Below are 14,807 nucleotides of genomic sequence, written 5' to 3'. Positions count from 1 at the left end.
ATGAACGAGAAGCAGGCACTCTCCGAGCTCACCTTCACGGTCTCGGGCCGCGTCTCGCGCCCGAGCCGCGACGTCTACGAGGCCATCGCGGACCCCGCACAGCTGTCCCGGTACTTCACGACCGGCGGCGCCCGCGGGCGCCTGGAGCCCGGGGCCGACGTGTCCTGGGACTTCGCGGACTTCCCCGGCCGGTTCCCCGTCACCGTCGTCGAGGCCGACCCGCCGCGGCGCATCGTCATCCGGTGGGAGGGCGCGGACACCGCCGACGGGTCGGCGTCGACCACGACCACGTTCGAGCTCGAGCCGCTCGACGACGACACCCGCACCCTCGTCACCATCACCGAGTCGTCCTGGGCCCTCACGGCCGGCGGCGCGAAGAACGCGTTCGGCAACTGCGAGGGCTGGACCGGCATGCTCGCCGCGCTCAAGGCGTGGGTCGAGCACGGCATCAACCTCCGCGAGGGCTTCTACCGCTGACGTGCCGCGGGTCCGGCGCGCCGGGCCCGCGGCGTGCGGTCAGGAGCCGGCCTCGATCGCCGTGGGGGCGGCGGAGTGGGTCACCTCGATGCGGCGCGGCTTGGCGTCCTCCGCGACGGGGATGGTCAGCGTGAGCACGCCGTCGGCGTAGGACGCCGAGATCTGGTCCAGCGCCAGCCCGCGGCCGAGCGTGAGCTGCCGGGCGACGGTGCCGGTGGTGCGCTCGCGCAGCAGCCACTGCCCCTCGGCGGAGCGTGGCGTGCGCTCGGCCCGGATCGTCAGTGTCCGGTCCTCGCACGAGACGTCGATGCTGCCGGGGTCGATCCCGGGCAGGTCGACCGCAAGGACGTAGTGGTCGCCCTCGCGGAACAGGTCCATCGGCATGCCCGGAGCGCTCCGGCCGTTCAGGGCGAGCGAGCCGAACAGTCGGTCCATCTCCTGGAACGGGTCCCGGTAGGTAGCCATCGCGCATCACCTCCTCGTCATGAGGCCGCGCTGGCGGCCCCTGTCGCGAAACGGCGGGCCGGCCCCTCCGGCGCCGCCGTGGCTACACCAGAAGATTTAGCACTCTCGATGGGAGAGTGCCAGATCCACGGTGATCGCCCTCGGCGAACGCCGGAGCCCGCGCCGGTCAGGCGGTGCGGCGCACCTCGTCCAGGAACTTGCGGGTGTGCTCGCGCAGGGCGGCGACGCGCCGCTCGACGATCGCCTCGCGGACGCCGGGGTCGTCGCGCCCCGCCTCGGCGAGGGTGGGACGACGCCGCACGTTGCGGGAGCAGCGGAAGTCGCCGCAGACGAGCGTGCCGATGGTGTCGCCCTTGCGGCCGGCGGCACCGCCGCGCTTCGCGACGAAGAGCTGGACGTCGCGGGTCTCGACGACGTCCTCGCACCACGCGCACATGGCGGCGCGGCGCGGGCCGGTGCGCTCGGTGGCGCGCAGGAGGACGCCGACTGGCTCGGCGCCCGGCTCGTCGTCGAGCGTCATGACGACGTACGCGGACAGGGGCTGCTTGCGGTCGCGCCAGCCCAGGTAGTCGAGGCGGTCCCAGTCGACCTCGGCGAGGTCGGGGACGATCATGCGCTGCCGCTCGCTGCGGGTGGCGTTGACGAGGGAGGCGCGGAGCTGCTGCTCGGTGAGCGGAGTCATGGGGATCGGCTTTCAGGTGAGCGGGGGTGGGCAGGGCGAAGCCCCGCACCGCCTCACCTGCCGGCCCCGACGGGGCTCAGACGGAGGCGGTGCCGGGGCAGGCGGGACTGCCCGAGCAGGCCTGGTGGCCCACCCCGCTCCCTGCGACGCCCGGCATCGCTGTCTCCTCGCTCGTGGGAAAAGTCGTGGTCCGCTCGCGCCCCGAGGGCACGACCGGCCCTTCCATGGTGGCACGGGACCGTCGCCCGGGTCGACGTCTATTGCGTCACCCGGGCGACGGCACCGGTCAGAGGGTCGCGCGGACCTCGCGGGCGGCGGCGACCAGGTGGGCGAGCGCCGGCTCGACCTCCGCGTACCGGCGGGTCTTGAGCCCGCAGTCCGGGTTGACCCACACGAGCGCCGGGTCGATCGCCTTGACGGCGAGCGTCAGCAGCTCGGTGACCTCGTCGGACGACGGCACGCGCGGGGAGTGGATGTCGTAGACGCCCGGCCCGATGCCGCGGGAGTACCCGGCGTCGGCGAGCTCCGGCACGATCTCCATCCGGGAGCGGGCCGCCTCGACCGACGTCACGTCGGCGTCGAGGCCGTCGATCGCGCCGATGACCTCGCCGAACTCCGAGTAGCACAGGTGGGTGTGCACCTGCGTGGCCGGCGCGACGCCCGACGTCGCGAGCCGGAACGACCCGACCGACCAGTCGAGGTAGGCGGGCTGGTCGGCCCGGCGCAGCGGCAGCAGCTCGCGCAGGGCGGGCTCGTCCACCTGCACGATGCCGATGCCCGCCGCCTCGAGGTCCGCGATCTCGTCGCGCAGGGCGAGGCCCACCTGGTTGGCGGTGTCGCCGAGCGGCTGGTCGTCGCGGACGAACGACCACGCGAGGATCGTCACCGGGCCCGTGAGCATGCCCTTGACCGGCTTCGCGGTGAGCGACGCCGTGTACGCGGACCACTCGACCGTGATCGGCGCCGGGCGCTGCACGTCGCCCCAGAGGATCGGCGGGCGCACGCAGCGCGACCCGTACGACTGCACCCAGCCGTTCGCCGTCACCGCGAAGCCGTCGAGCTGCTCGGCGAAGTACTGCACCATGTCGTTGCGCTCGGGCTCGCCGTGCACCAGCACGTCGAGGCCCAGCTCCTCCTGCAGCGTCACGACGCGCCCGATCTCCTCCCGCATCGCGGCGGAGTAGTCGGCGTCGGACAGCTCGCCCTTCGTCCACGCGGCGCGGGCCTTGCGGATCTCCGGGGTCTGCGGGAACGAGCCGATCGTCGTCGTGGGCAGCGGGGGCAGGTCGAGCCGCGCGGCCTGCGCGGCAGCGCGCTCCGCGTACGGGCCACGGGCGAAGTCGGCGTCGGTGAGCGCCGCGGCCCGGTCGCGCACCGCGGGCACGACGACGCCCTCCGCCGTCGCGCGCGAGGCCACGGCCGCGGACGACGCGGCGAGCGCGTCCGCGACGGACTCCCGCCCGTCGGCGAGGGCACGGGCCAGGGTCGCGACCTCGCCCACCTTCTGGTCGGCGAACGCGAGCCAGTCGCGCAGGCGCGGGTCGAGCGTGGTGCCCGCCGCCTGCTGGTCGAAGACCTCGTCCTCGACGTCGTGCGGCACGTGCAGCAGCGACGTCGACGTGCCGACGGCGAGGGCCCCGGCGCCGAGGCCCCGCAGCGACTCGACGACGTCGAGCTTGGCGGCCAGGTCGGCCCGCCAGACGTTGTGCCCGTCGACCACGCCGGCGACGAGGGTCTTGTCCTCGAGACCCGGGACCGGGTCGGCGCGCACGGCGCCCTTGACCAGGTCGATCGCGATCGCGTCGACGTCGGTGCCCGCGAGCACGGCGAGTCCGTCGTCGCCGAGCCCGCCGAACGGCGCCGTCAACAGGATCGCGGGCCGCGCGCCCGCCGAGTCCTCGGAGGCGGTGTCGTCGGTGGCCGTCGCGAGGTCGGTCGCCAGGGTGCGGTACGCCGAGGCGATCGCCGCGTGCAGGCGCTCCGCCGGCACGTCGAGGGAGTCCGTGACGAGCGCGGGTTCGTCGAGCTGCACCCACGGCACGCCGACGGCGGCCAGCGCGCGGAGCAGGTCGGCGTACGCGGCGACGACGTCGTCGAGCCGGTCGAGCGGGTGGAAGCCCTCGCCCGCCTCGTCGGCCGCCTTCGACAGCGCGAGGAACGTCACCGGGCCCACGAGCACCGGGCGCGTCGTGACGCCGGCCTCCTTGGCCTCGGCGTACTCGCGCACGATGCGGTGGTCGGCGAACGAGACCGGCGTCGTCTCGCTGATCTCCGGCACGAGGTAGTGGTAGTTGGTGTCGAACCACTTGGTCATCTCGAGCGGGGCGTCCTCGCCGCGGCCGCGGGCCACGGTGAAGTAGCCGTCGAGCTCGAGCGAGCCGTCCGCGTCGTCGAGCAGGTCGCGGAACCGCTCGGGGACGGCGCCCAGCAGCGCGACGACGTCGAGCACCTGGTCGTAGTAGGAGAACGCGCCGGGCACGGAGCCGTCGTCGGGGTTGAGGCCGAGGTCGACGAGGCGGCGGGCCGTCTCGCGGCGCAGCGCGCCGGCCGCGACCTCCAGGTCGACGGCGTCGGTGCGCCCGGCCCAGAACGACTCGACGGCCTTCTTGAGCTCGCGGCGGCGCCCGATGCGCGGGTAGCCGAGGATCGTGCCACCGGGAAATGCCGTGGCGGGGGTGGGGCGTGTCGATGTGGTGGACATGAGCACTCCAGAGTTCGGGCTCCGCGCGTCAGACGGCGGGAGCCTGGGTCGGGATGCTCGGTACCCACGGCCTTCTGGCCAGGTCCGCGCCGTCCGACGTGGCGTCGGCCGGCGCCGGTCCGCCGAGGTGGACACCCTCGAGCAGGTCCAGAGCGGGACGGTACTTGTTGAACGTGTACACGTGGATGCCGGGTGCGCCCGCGTCGAGCACGCGCTGGGCGAGCTCCACGGCACGCGCGGTCCCGTAGGCGTGCTGGGCCTCCGGGTCCGGCAGGGCGTCGAGCGCGTCCAGCAGGTGCCGGGGCGCGCGGACGCCGGTGAGCTCCTCGACGCGACGGAGCCGGCGCGGCTCGGTCGTGGGCAGCTGCCCGGCGAGGATCGGGATCGTCACCCCGGCCGCGCGGGCCTCGGCGACGAAGTCGGTGTAGGAGTCGGCCTCGTAGAACAGCTGCGTGATGGCGAAGCTCGCCCCCGCGTCCTGCTTCTCCTTGAGGCGCCGGACCTCCTGGGCCCGGGTGGTGCCGGCCTGCACGTTGCCGTCGACGAACGTCGCGACGGCGATCGTCATCGGGCGCGCGGCGCCGCGCAGCGCGGCCCCGGGGTCGGTCGCGCACCGTCGCGCCTCGACCTCGCGCAGCAGGTGCACGAGCTCGATCGAGGACGCGACGCCGTCGGCGGGCGGCTCCCAGTCCGGCTGGTCCTTCGGCGGGTCGCCCCGCAGGGCGAGGAACGCGCGGGTGCCGGCGTCGAGGAAGTCGTCGATGACGGCGGAGACGTCCTCGCGGTGCGCGCCCACGCAGGTCAGGTGGGCCACGGGCAGGACGGGCGTGCCCGCGAGCAGGGTGGACACGACCTGGCGTGCGGTCGCCCGGTCACCGCCGCCGGCGCCGTACGTCACGGACACGAAGTCCGGTCGTGCGGCCACGAGCCGGCGCGCCGTCTCCCAGAACTTGGGGGCGGCGTCCGGCCGGCGCGGCGGCATGAGCTCGAACGAGACCGTCGGGCGTGCCGGCAACGCCGGCTGAGCTGCCGGGGTGGGCGAAAGGGATGCCTCTGCGACCATGCGTCACTCCATCGATCCTGGCGTGAGCACCTTCGTCCTCGGGAGGCTTCCGTCGGAGAACGGGTTGCTGCGGCGTCGTCGAGCCAGGACTCTCGGCCGCTCTGGATGGCTTGTCACGCGATCGTACGCAGCATCCGCGATACGGGCGAGGATGAGACCGCCTGGTGAGACGATCGCCGATGCAGATCGGGCGGGAACGCCCTGCTCAGGGCACCAGCACGACCTTGCCGCCCGCGCGGCCCGTCTCGACGAGCGCGTGGGCGCTCGGCGCGTCGGCCAGCGGCAGCACCGCGCCGACGGTGGTCACGAGGTCGCCGCGGGCCCGGGCGTCGACGGCCTCGGCGAGCTCGCCGGCGTCGCGCTCGGACCGCCAGCTGGCCTCGACGCCGAGGTCCGCCGCGGCGTCGTCGGCGATGGTGACGATGCGCTCGGTGCCGCCGCGCAGGGCGATCGAGTCGGGCAGCACGCCCGCGCCGGTGGTGTCGAGGACGGCGTCCACGCCGTCGGGGGCGAGGGCGCGGACCCGCTCCACGAGCCCCGCGCCGTAGGTGGTGGGCGTCGCGCCGAGGGCGGCGACGCGCTCCTGGTTCCGCGGCGACGCCGTGCCGATCACGCGGGCGCCGCGACGCACGGCGAGCTGGACGGCCAGCTCGCCCACCGACCCCGAGGCGCCGTGCACGAGCAGCGTCTCGCCCGGCCGGACGTCGAGGAGGCGCAGCACGCGGGTCGCGGTCTCGGCCGCGACGGGGACGGTGACGGCGTCGGTCGCGGCGAGCCCGTCGGGCACGCGCGCGAAGACCGACGTGAGGGCGAGCTCCGCGTACCCGCCGCCGACGGCGAACCCGACCACGCGGTCGCCGGGCGCGACGCCGGCCACGCCGTCCCCGACCTGGTCGACGACTCCCGCCACCTCCAGCCCGGGCACGACGGCCGACGTCGGCGCCGGGCCGCCGGTCGCCCCGGCACGCGACTTCACGTCCCAGCCGTTGACGGCGGCCGCCTCGACACGCACGCGCACCTGGCCGGGCCCGGCCTGCGGGTCGGGGACGTCGGCGAGGTGCAGCGCCTCGGGGCCGCCGTGGGTCTCGAACACGATCGCGCGCACGTCTCCTCCTCAGGCAGTAGCGGAACACGGTACCGAGGTCCTCGTGCCCCGGGCCGAGATCAGGCGAGCACCGGTGCGGCGTCGGCGTCGGTCGGGCCCGTGACGTCGCCGGGCGCGCTCATGAGCCATTCGGTGGCGAACAGGACCTTGTCGGTGAGGCCGAGGATCGCGTCGCGGATCTCGACGTGCGGGGTGGAGAACGCGAGTCGGGCGACGGACCGTGCGCCGGGAGCCGGCGCCCAGTAGTCGACCAGGAGCAGGGAGACGTCCTGGCCGCCGAGCTCGGCCGCACCCCGGCCGACGCGGACGTGGCGCAGGAACGGCCCCGAGAGGGTGTCGGTGACGGTGAGCTCGTCGTCGGGTCCGAGCCGGGGGTGGAGGCGGTCGTGGATGCGTTGCAGGTGCGTGACCTCGCCGGCCTCGGGGCCGAGGTCGTGCCAGTACAGCGTGAGGTTGAGCGCGAGGGCGGCGTCCTTTCCGGGCAGCACCAGGTAGGCCATCACCTGCCCGCCCGCGGCCGCGGCCTTCGCGGCGACCGCGGTGAGCTGCTCCCGCAGGTCGCGCCGCAGCCCTGCCCCGCGGTCACCGAGCCCCGCGCCCTGCTGCTTGACGATCGCGCGGATCTGCAGGTCGCGCTGCGCCTCGTCCTCCAGGTCGATCAGGGCCCAGTGGTCGGGCAGGTTGAGCTCGATGCCGATGCCGCGTGACCCTCCGGGCTCGTCCACGCTGGCCATGGCGTGCAGGCCCTCGATGCTGATGCCCGCCCCGGAGTCGTCGGACATACCCGTCGGATCGTCGTCGGGGTCGAGGTCCAGGGCGGCCAGAGTCTCGGCGACGCCGAGGACCATCGGGTGCGGCCCGGCAGGGTCGACCACGACCCGCTCGAGCACCGCGCCGTGGCGCGTGAGGAACGGGGCGAGCGAGTCGCGACGACGCAGGCTGAACTCGCGTCCCGGGTCGTCCCCGAGGAACGTCTCGAGAGCCTCGGGGGAGGAGAAGAGACACACGTCGTACGGCTTCGCCGAGCCGACGGGTGCGTGAAAGACCCGCACCTGCGGCGTCCCGTCCTCCCGCTCGAGGTGCGGCACCACCGCCACGCCGTCCCGCAGTGCGCGACCGACGGTGTCGCGGTCGTCGGTCAGGAGAGCGGCGGCGAGGACGGCGGAGCCGGAGGCGGGGCGGGACCTGTCGGCCGGGTCCGGGCGGCTCGGTCCCGAGGCCCGGTCTTCTGGCGACGCGCTCATGAGGAGGATGCCTTTCGGTGTCTCGCAGGTACTGGATGACGACATTCGTCGCGGGGCTGTGTTCAGCCGATGGCCGGCCGGCGGTGCTCGATGCTTCCCCAGCAAACCCCGCCGGCGCCGACGTCTCCCGACCACGACACCCCGAAGAACACACTCCCACGCCCGGGCCATTCGCTGATCGGTTCCGTGGAGAACGTCATGAGGGCACAGTCATGGAGGTACGTGACGTCCAGGTGTGTCAGCTCGGCTACGTCCGATTCGCCCGTCGACCGCGGTGATGAAGAAGACGTCGGTGAGTCACAGGCGCAGCCCGGTGGACACGATGACTGCGCCCTTCACGGATTGCTCCTCCGGAAGTCGATGCCTGTCGTCGTGACGCTGGACGCTCCGTCGCCCGTCACCCGGCGGCCGTGCTCTCCCAGGTGCTGAACCCGACGACCGGTGTGTCGGGCCTCCACCGGCCTTCGTGGGTCGCTGCGGATGCGGCCTGCGGGCTGGCGAGGATCAGCAGGTCCGGTACGGCCGGGACGACGCCGGGTGACGCCACGAACGAGTCCCAGTCGACGTCGGCCGTCGTGCCCCGGCGGTCGACGACGAGACCCAGGGCGTCGGCGGTGGACGTCTCGATCACCTCCTGCGCCGCACGTGAGACCGCGTCGACGTCGTCGGGATCCAGTCCGTCCAGGTAGCAGGTCACGCCGACGAAACCCCGGCTCCCGTCGTCGCCGTACCGGTGTCGTCGGACCGTGACGATCATGTCGTCGGACCCGGACAACCATGTCTGGAAGGTCCGGTCGGCGTTGTCGGCGAGAAGCCCGGAGAGCTGGTCACGGTCGACGAGGTGACGGTCGCCTTCCAGGTCGAGCACGGCGACCAACCCGTCGGTGCCCGGTGCCGTCAGTCGAGCGCCCGTCCCCGTGACCCAGTCGGTGATCCACGTGCCGCGGACGGCGGAGACGTAGAGCGTGAGGAAACCGTCTGACATCTGCTACTCCTTGGGGAACGTGAACACGTTGTCGACGCCCAGCTTTCGACCCGCCTGATCGATCGCGCTCGTGGGAGTGCCGTCTTCGAGGTAGTACATGGCGCGGACGCCGTCCCGGTCCGCCGCAGCCTTGCTCACATTCAGTGCGTGGCCGAACTTGGCTGGGTCCTTCGCCTTGGCAGGGCCCCCGACGAAGATGTACTCACCGTTGGGCCCAATGACGTCGAGCCCGGTCGAGCCGACACCGTCGACCTTGATCTTGATGTCCTGTCCATCGGGGCCCTTGGCGACCTTGCCACCGACGATCTTGGCGACGCGCTCCTCGCGCGCGAGACCCACCGAGTTGGCCGCCTTGCCGTGCCCCGCGGCGTTGTGGACCAGGACGGGCAGGTCGCCCGCGAGGACGTAGTAGGTGTGGTGGGTCTCGACGTGGACGTTGTAGACCGTGACCGGGTCGTCCTCGGGGCGCTGCTCGACGTCGATCCGGTCCAGGGTGACCGTGCCGGTGCCCGTGCCGTCGCCGGTGTCGGGGGTCACGAGGATGTCGCCGGGCTGCAGGTCCCGGGCGAGGATCCAGCCCATGTGGGCGACCATGAAGGGGTGCTCGTCCGTGGTCGTGACCACGGACCCGCCGATGGTCAGGTGATACAGCGTGGTCGTGGTGCGCATGAACGTCTCGATGACGAGCTGCAGCTCGTCGGCCCCGGTCTGCACGTTGTGGGCCCAGACCTTGTCCCCGGGCGTGAGGTCCTCGATGGGGACATCGCCGTCGACCGTGCGCACCAGGGTCCCGGCGGTGAAGCAGGTGCCGAACCCGACCTTGCACCAGGCCTTCTTCGCACCCTGCTTGGCGCCCTGCTTGAACGCCGCCTTCGACAGGCCCGTGGCGGCCTTCGCCGCACCGCCCAGACCGATCACCGACAGCGCCGCGCCCGCGATCGCGATCCCCGCCTCGGCCCAGGACCGTTCTCCCGTGGCGGCCAGGGTGATGTTCGCCAACGCCGACACGATCGCCGCGACCGCGGCCACCACGATCAGCACCCCCGCCAGTGCGGTGCCCACGATCGGGATGAACGCGACCACGACCGCCAGCAGGCCCGCGATCGTGGAGACCATGTCCGCGATGTCCGCGATCGCGGCCACCACCTTCGATCCCCAGTCGTCCCACCACGAGTCGTTCAGGTCATCACCGCCGGTGATGTCCTCGATGCGGGAGACCGCGTCGTTCGCCGCCCGGTCCCGGTCGGCCACCGCCGACTCGATGTCCGAGCGCGCCGAGGCGGCCTGAGCGTTCGCGTCGTCCGCGTTCCCGCCCGCGCTGTCCGCCTGCTGCTGATACTCCCGCTTGGTCTCCGCGTCGGTCGCAGAGTCCGCCAGGTCCTGGTACCGGTCCCGGGTCCCGGCCGCGGAGTCCGCCGCATCCCGCGCCTGCCGCGCCCGCTCCAGTGCGTGCAGCGTCTCGGTCTGCACCCGCTCGAGGGCGCTCGCGTAGTCGACCAGCGCCTCCCCGGTGGCCTGGTACCGCGAGTGCGCGCGCCGGATCTGCGAGACCGTGTCCTCCTTGGTCTCCATCAGCGCGTCGACCGCCTGGGAGATCGTGCCCGCCACGTCCAGGCGGGACATCGCGCCCGCCGCGTCGTCGATCGAGCCCGCGACCTCCAGATAGTCCTGCCCGCCCGTGAGCACCAGCACCGGATCCCCCGGCGTCGGGTCCGAGTCCAGACCCACCGGGGACCAGTCCGCCGGCCTCACACCGGTCCGCCGGTCCGTGCCGGGGCGGGGGTGCCGTCGCCGCTGATGCCGTCGGCGAGGTCGGAGTCGATGTCGGTGAACGCCTGCGCCACCTGCACCGACGCGTCCGCCAGCAGCCGGAGGTTCTCGGTCATCTTCTCCCGCGTGTCGTCCCACGAGCTCGCGAAGTCGCGCACCGTGCCCGCCAGGCCGTCGTGCCCGACCGCGTCCGCGATCCGGTCCGACCGCGTCGTCGCGTTCTCGAACTCGTCCGCCACCGTGGTCAGGCTCGACCCCAGCTCCGTCACCGCATCAAGGTCCACCCGGAGATCCGCCACCGGCCCTCACCCCCTTCGCCCGCAAGAGAGTAACCAGCGTCACGTCTGATGCACCACGGGGAGAACTCCCCGTCGTGCCTGCTCAGCAGCAGCGCGACCCGGGGTTGCGGTCCTGCTCCGCGTAGTGCTCGCGCCAGAACTCCCGCTCGCCCATCGGCTCGCGGTCCGGGTGGGCCGACCGCTCGTGCGTCACGTACGTGCGGTAGGCGTCGTCGCCCATCACCTGCCGCACGTACCAGCGCAGGTTCGTCCACCCCGCCGACGCCGCCCGGGCCAGTGCCCGGGCGGCGTCGCGCGCGGTGGCGCCGACGGTGCGGGCGTCAGTGGTGCCCGGCACCGCTGGTCTCCCGCAGGCCGGCGTCGGCCCACTCCTTCTCGATCCGCTTCTCCTCGGCCGTCGCGAAGAGGTTCGCCGGGGCGAACCGCCGGGACGCGACGGGCGCGTCCTCGTGGTTCTCGCCGCCGCCGTCGCGGAACGCCTTGATCGTCACGACCACCGCCGCGAGGATCACGATGATCGACAGCACCACGAACACGATCGACAGGGTGCCCTGCACGAAGGTGTTGCGGACCACGGCCTCCATCGCCGCGACGTCGGGGGCGGTGCCGAACGAGGTCTCGCCGGCGGCGAGCGCGTCCTGGAACGCCCGGTGCTGCGCCCAGTACCCGACCTGGGGCACGTCCGAGAAGATCTTCTCGAACGACGCCCAGATGGTGATGAGCGCCGTGAAGGCGAGCGGCACGGCCACGATCCACAGCCACGCCCAGTAGGCGCGGCCGCGCTTGGCGACGATGGCGAGCACGACGGCGAGGGCGATCGCCGCGAGCAGCTGGTTCGCGATGCCGAACAGCGGGAAGAACGTGTTGATGCCGCCGAGCGGGTCGGTGACGCCCAGGTAGAGGATCGTGCCCCAGCCCGCGACCATGATCGCGGTGCAGACCCACACCCCTGGTCGCCAGCTCACGTCCTTGAACCGGGGGGCCACGTTGCCGATGGTGTCCTGCAGCATGAAGCGGGCCACGCGGGTGCCGGCGTCGACGGCGGTGAGGATGAACAGCGCCTCGAACATGATCGCGAAGTGGTACCAGAAGCCCATCATCGCGGTGCCGCCGACGAGCTGGTGCATGATCGTCGCCAGGCCGAGCGCGAGCGTCGGCGCGCCGCCGGTGCGGGACACGATCGACGGCTCTCCCACCTGGCTGGCCAGGGTGCTCAGGGTGTCGGGCGTGAGGTTGACGCCGGCGAGGCCGAGCGAGTTCACGAACGCGACCGCGCCCTCGATGGTGCCGCCCGTGGCCGCGGCCGACGAGTTCATCGCGAAGTACACGCCCCGGTCGATCGAGATCGCGGCGACCAGCGCCATGATCGCGACGAACGACTCCATGAGCATGCCGCCGTAGCCGATGAAGCGCGTCTGGCGCTCCTTCTCCACGAGCTTCGGCGTCGTGCCCGACGAGATGAGCGCGTGGAACCCGGACAGTGCGCCGCACGCGATCGTGACGAAGAGGAACGGCCAGAGGTTGCCGGACACCACCGGGCCGGTCTCGCCGCTCGCGAACTCGCTGATCGCGGGCACGTTGATCTCGGGCCGCACGATGACGACGGCGCCGGCGAGCACCACGATGACGCCCACCTTCATGAAGGTGGACAGGTAGTCGCGCGGGGCGAGCAGGAGCCACACCGGCAGGACGGCGGCCACGAAGCCGTAGACGATGACGCCGACGGCGATCGTGGTGCGGTCGAGGGTGAACACGTCGGCGCCCCACGCCGTGTCGGCGACCATGCCGCCGCCGATGATCGCGGCGAGCAGCAGGACGAAGCCGATGAGGGAGACCTCGGTGATCTTGCCCGGGCGGAGGAACCGCAGGTAGACGCCCATGAACAGCGCGATCGGGATGGTCATCGAGACGCTGAACACGCCCCACGGGCTCTCGCCGAGGGCGTTGACGACCACGAGGGCGAGGATCGCCACGATGATGATCATGATGAGCAGGGACGCGACGATCGCGGCGACGCCGCCGATCCGCCCGAGCTCCTCGCGCGCCATCTGGCCGATGGTGCGGCCGCCGCGGCGCATGGAGAAGAACAGCACCGTGTAGTCCTGCACGGCGCCCGCGAGCACCACGCCGACGATGATCCAGATGGTGCCGGGCAGGTACCCCATCTGCGCCGCGAGGACCGGGCCCACCAGCGGGCCGGCGCCGGCGATGGCGGCGAAGTGGTGGCCGAACAGCACGCGGCGGTCCGTGGGGACGAAGTCCTTGCCGTCCTCCTGCGTCTCGGCGGGGGTGGCGCGCCGGTCGTCGGGGCGGGTGATGTACCGCTCGATGACCTTCGAGTAGAAGCGGTACCCGATGAGGTACGTGCACACCGACGCGAAGACGAACCAGATCGCGTTGATCGTCTCGCCCCTGACCAGCGCGATCATCACCCAGGCGACCCCGCCGAGCAGCGCGATCGCCGCCCAGAGCGCGATCTTCGCGGGCGTCCAGCGGGGCTTGAGGTCCTCGGCCGGGACGGCCGTCGGGGGGAGCGCGGGGTCGGGGACGATGTCGTCCGTCGCCGTGGTGGCTCCGGGATCTGCTGACAAGGTGAGCCTCCAAGGCGTCGCGTCGTCGGGACCGACACAGGATAGAGGGTGAAGAAAGGGTGACCGAACGCCCGGAACCTGGACGGTGCGACTGGGGGCGTGGTACCCGGCCCTGGGCCCGCGGCGGAGCACGCGACGCCGTAGCCTGACGTGCATGGACACCGAAGAGCGCCTCGCCGTCTTCCTCGACTACGAGAACCTGGCGCTCGGCGCCCGCGACCACCTGGGCGGCATGCAGTTCGACTTCAAGCCCATCGCGGACGCCCTCGCGGTGCGCGGCCGCGTCGTGGTGCGCCGCGCGTACGCGGACTGGTCGTACTTCGACGAGGACCGGCGGATGCTGACCCGCCACCAGGTCGAGCTCATCGAGATGACGCAGCGCATGGGCGCGTCCCGCAAGAACGCCGCCGACATCAAGATGGTGGTCGACGCGATCGAGATGGCGTTCGAGCGCGAGTACATCACCACGTTCGTCATGTGCACGGGCGACTCCGACTTCTCCCCCCTCGTCCACAAGCTGCGCGAGCTCGACAAGAAGGTCATCGGCGTCGGCGTGGAGAACTCCACGTCCCGCCTGCTGCCCCCGGCGTGCGACGAGTTCCTCTTCTACGACCGGCTCGAGGGTGTCGACGTGCCCGACGAGTCCGAGGCGTCCGCGCCCAAGCGGTCCGGGCGCGGCGGCAAGGGGACCGGCCGGTCCGGCGGCGGCCGCGGGGGCCGGGCCAAGACCCCCGCCCCGGTCGAGTCCCCGGCGGAGGCGGCGGAGACCCCCGCTCCCGCCGAGGAGCCCGCGCCCGCGACGTCCGGCGCGACGTCGGGGACCCGCCGTCGCAAGAAGGCGCCCGCGGCCGAGGCCGCCGTCGAGCCCGCGGCCGAGCCCGTCGAGTCCGTGGTCGAGACGGACCTCGAGCAGGAGGACGCGGCGCCCGCGGGCGAGGACGCGACGATGGAGGTCCGGGTGGCGCAGACGCTCGCCGACCTGCAGGCCTCCACCAGCGGCTCCGTCACGGCGTCGATGCTCAAGCGCACGCTGGTGCGCAAGGACCCCACGTTCAGCGAGTCGGACTACGGCTTCCGCACGTTCGGCGAGTTCCTGCGCTTCCTGGCCGACCGCGACTTCGTCGTGCTGTCGGACGGCCCGTCGGCCGGCGACCCGGAGGTGGCGCTGCCCGCGCAGCAGGACACCGAGGGCGCGTTCGACCTGCTGCGCCAGGTGGTGCGCGACGCCGGCGGGAGCGCGCCGCTGTCCGGGCTGAAGAATGAGGTGCGCAAGCGCCGCCCCGACTTCTCGGAGAAGGCGCTCGGCTACCGCGGGTTCCTGCAGTTCGCGAAGGGCGCCGCGGCCGCCGGCGCCGTCGCCCTCGCGTGGGACGACGACGCCGACGACTACCTGCTCACCGCGAGCTGAGCGCTCGCGGGGTCGTG

At 72.8% G+C, this 14,807-nt stretch carries 13 protein-coding genes and 1 riboswitch; of the genes, 2 read left to right on the top strand and 11 right to left on the bottom strand.

From position 1 onward, the window contains the following. Entirely contained in the window at positions 1-477 is a 477-nt protein-coding gene (locus ACQP6G_RS03055) for an SRPBCC domain-containing protein (RefSeq protein WP_429762730.1), read from the top strand. Positions 478-516: 39 nt separating this feature from the next. Here the strand turns inward: ACQP6G_RS03055 and ACQP6G_RS03050 are convergent, their stop codons facing one another. From ACQP6G_RS03050 to ACQP6G_RS03000, 11 genes are all read right to left on the bottom strand, one after another. Next, complete coding sequence (locus tag ACQP6G_RS03050) at positions 517-942, bottom strand: Hsp20/alpha crystallin family protein (RefSeq protein WP_429762729.1); 426 nt, start codon at positions 940-942, stop codon at positions 517-519. 166 nt (positions 943-1,108) lie between these two features. Then, positions 1,109-1,624: an FBP domain-containing protein gene (locus ACQP6G_RS03045; RefSeq protein ID WP_429762728.1), complete on the bottom strand. Its 516-nt coding sequence runs from the start codon at positions 1,622-1,624 to the stop codon at positions 1,109-1,111. Positions 1,625-1,910: 286 nt separating this feature from the next. Beyond that, positions 1,911-4,325, bottom strand: coding sequence for a 5-methyltetrahydropteroyltriglutamate--homocysteine S-methyltransferase (gene metE, locus ACQP6G_RS03040; RefSeq protein ID WP_429762727.1), 2,415 nt, complete (start codon positions 4,323-4,325; stop codon positions 1,911-1,913). A gap of 28 nt (positions 4,326-4,353) precedes the next feature. Then, positions 4,354-5,388, bottom strand: coding sequence for a methylenetetrahydrofolate reductase (locus ACQP6G_RS03035; protein ID WP_429762726.1), 1,035 nt, complete (start codon positions 5,386-5,388; stop codon positions 4,354-4,356). A gap of 5 nt (positions 5,389-5,393) precedes the next feature. Further along, a riboswitch (SAM riboswitch) is annotated at positions 5,394-5,500 on the bottom strand. A 93-nt stretch (positions 5,501-5,593) separates the two neighbouring features. Continuing rightward, a complete protein-coding gene (locus tag ACQP6G_RS03030; RefSeq protein WP_429762725.1) occupies positions 5,594-6,493 on the bottom strand; it encodes an NADP-dependent oxidoreductase in 900 nt (299 codons plus the stop codon). 59 nt (positions 6,494-6,552) lie between these two features. Beyond that, positions 6,553-7,737: a hypothetical protein gene (locus ACQP6G_RS03025; RefSeq protein ID WP_429762724.1), complete on the bottom strand. Its 1,185-nt coding sequence runs from the start codon at positions 7,735-7,737 to the stop codon at positions 6,553-6,555. A 397-nt stretch (positions 7,738-8,134) separates the two neighbouring features. Then, positions 8,135-8,722 carry a hypothetical protein gene (locus ACQP6G_RS03020; protein ID WP_429762723.1) on the bottom strand — a complete coding sequence of 196 codons (588 nt, stop codon included), beginning with the start codon at positions 8,720-8,722 and terminating at the stop codon, positions 8,135-8,137. A gap of 3 nt (positions 8,723-8,725) precedes the next feature. Next, positions 8,726-10,450: a polymorphic toxin-type HINT domain-containing protein gene (locus ACQP6G_RS03015; RefSeq protein ID WP_429762722.1), complete on the bottom strand. Its 1,725-nt coding sequence runs from the start codon at positions 10,448-10,450 to the stop codon at positions 8,726-8,728. Between the two features lie 20 nt (positions 10,451-10,470). Next, complete coding sequence (locus ACQP6G_RS03010) at positions 10,471-10,761, bottom strand: hypothetical protein (RefSeq protein WP_429762721.1); 291 nt, start codon at positions 10,759-10,761, stop codon at positions 10,471-10,473. Between the two features lie 112 nt (positions 10,762-10,873). Beyond that, entirely contained in the window at positions 10,874-11,128 is a 255-nt protein-coding gene (locus ACQP6G_RS03005) for a YbdD/YjiX family protein (RefSeq protein ID WP_429762720.1), read from the bottom strand. Next, the gene (locus tag ACQP6G_RS03000; RefSeq protein ID WP_429762719.1) at positions 11,112-13,382 is read right to left on the bottom strand and encodes a carbon starvation CstA family protein; all 2,271 of its coding nucleotides are present in this window, start codon (positions 13,380-13,382) and stop codon (positions 11,112-11,114) included. The genes ACQP6G_RS03005 and ACQP6G_RS03000 overlap by 17 nt, the downstream gene beginning before the upstream one ends. Positions 13,383-13,536: 154 nt before the next feature. Here ACQP6G_RS03000 and ACQP6G_RS02995 point away from each other — a divergent pair, with 154 nt between their 5' ends. After that, positions 13,537-14,790 (top strand): NYN domain-containing protein, encoded by a 1,254-nt coding sequence (locus ACQP6G_RS02995; RefSeq protein WP_429762718.1) that lies wholly within the window; start codon positions 13,537-13,539, stop codon positions 14,788-14,790. Positions 14,791-14,807: the final 17 nt, after the last annotated feature.

The organism is Isoptericola nanjingensis, from assembly GCF_050311635.1.
GTDB classification, from domain to species: domain Bacteria; phylum Actinomycetota; class Actinomycetes; order Actinomycetales; family Cellulomonadaceae; genus Isoptericola; species Isoptericola nanjingensis.
Note: the sequence above shows the minus strand (reverse complement) of the source record. Positions and strands in the feature narration are given on the sequence as shown.

What these genes read in the sequence shown, in the direction of transcription:
- ACQP6G_RS03020 (WP_429762723.1), bottom strand. Translation starts at nt 8,722, where the DNA reads ATGTCAGACGGTTTCCTCACGCTCTACGTCTCCGCCGTCCGCGGCACG.
- ACQP6G_RS02995 (WP_429762718.1), top strand. Translation starts at nt 13,537, where the DNA reads ATGGACACCGAAGAGCGCCTCGCCGTCTTCCTCGACTACGAGAACCTG.
- ACQP6G_RS03025 (WP_429762724.1), bottom strand. Translation starts at nt 7,737, where the DNA reads ATGAGCGCGTCGCCAGAAGACCGGGCCTCGGGACCGAGCCGCCCGGAC.
- ACQP6G_RS03035 (WP_429762726.1), bottom strand. Translation starts at nt 5,388, where the DNA reads ATGGTCGCAGAGGCATCCCTTTCGCCCACCCCGGCAGCTCAGCCGGCG.
- ACQP6G_RS03050 (WP_429762729.1), bottom strand. Translation starts at nt 942, where the DNA reads ATGGCTACCTACCGGGACCCGTTCCAGGAGATGGACCGACTGTTCGGC.
- metE (WP_429762727.1), bottom strand. Translation starts at nt 4,325, where the DNA reads ATGTCCACCACATCGACACGCCCCACCCCCGCCACGGCATTTCCCGGT.
- ACQP6G_RS03045 (WP_429762728.1), bottom strand. Translation starts at nt 1,624, where the DNA reads ATGACTCCGCTCACCGAGCAGCAGCTCCGCGCCTCCCTCGTCAACGCC.
- ACQP6G_RS03055 (WP_429762730.1), top strand. Translation starts at nt 1, where the DNA reads ATGAACGAGAAGCAGGCACTCTCCGAGCTCACCTTCACGGTCTCGGGC.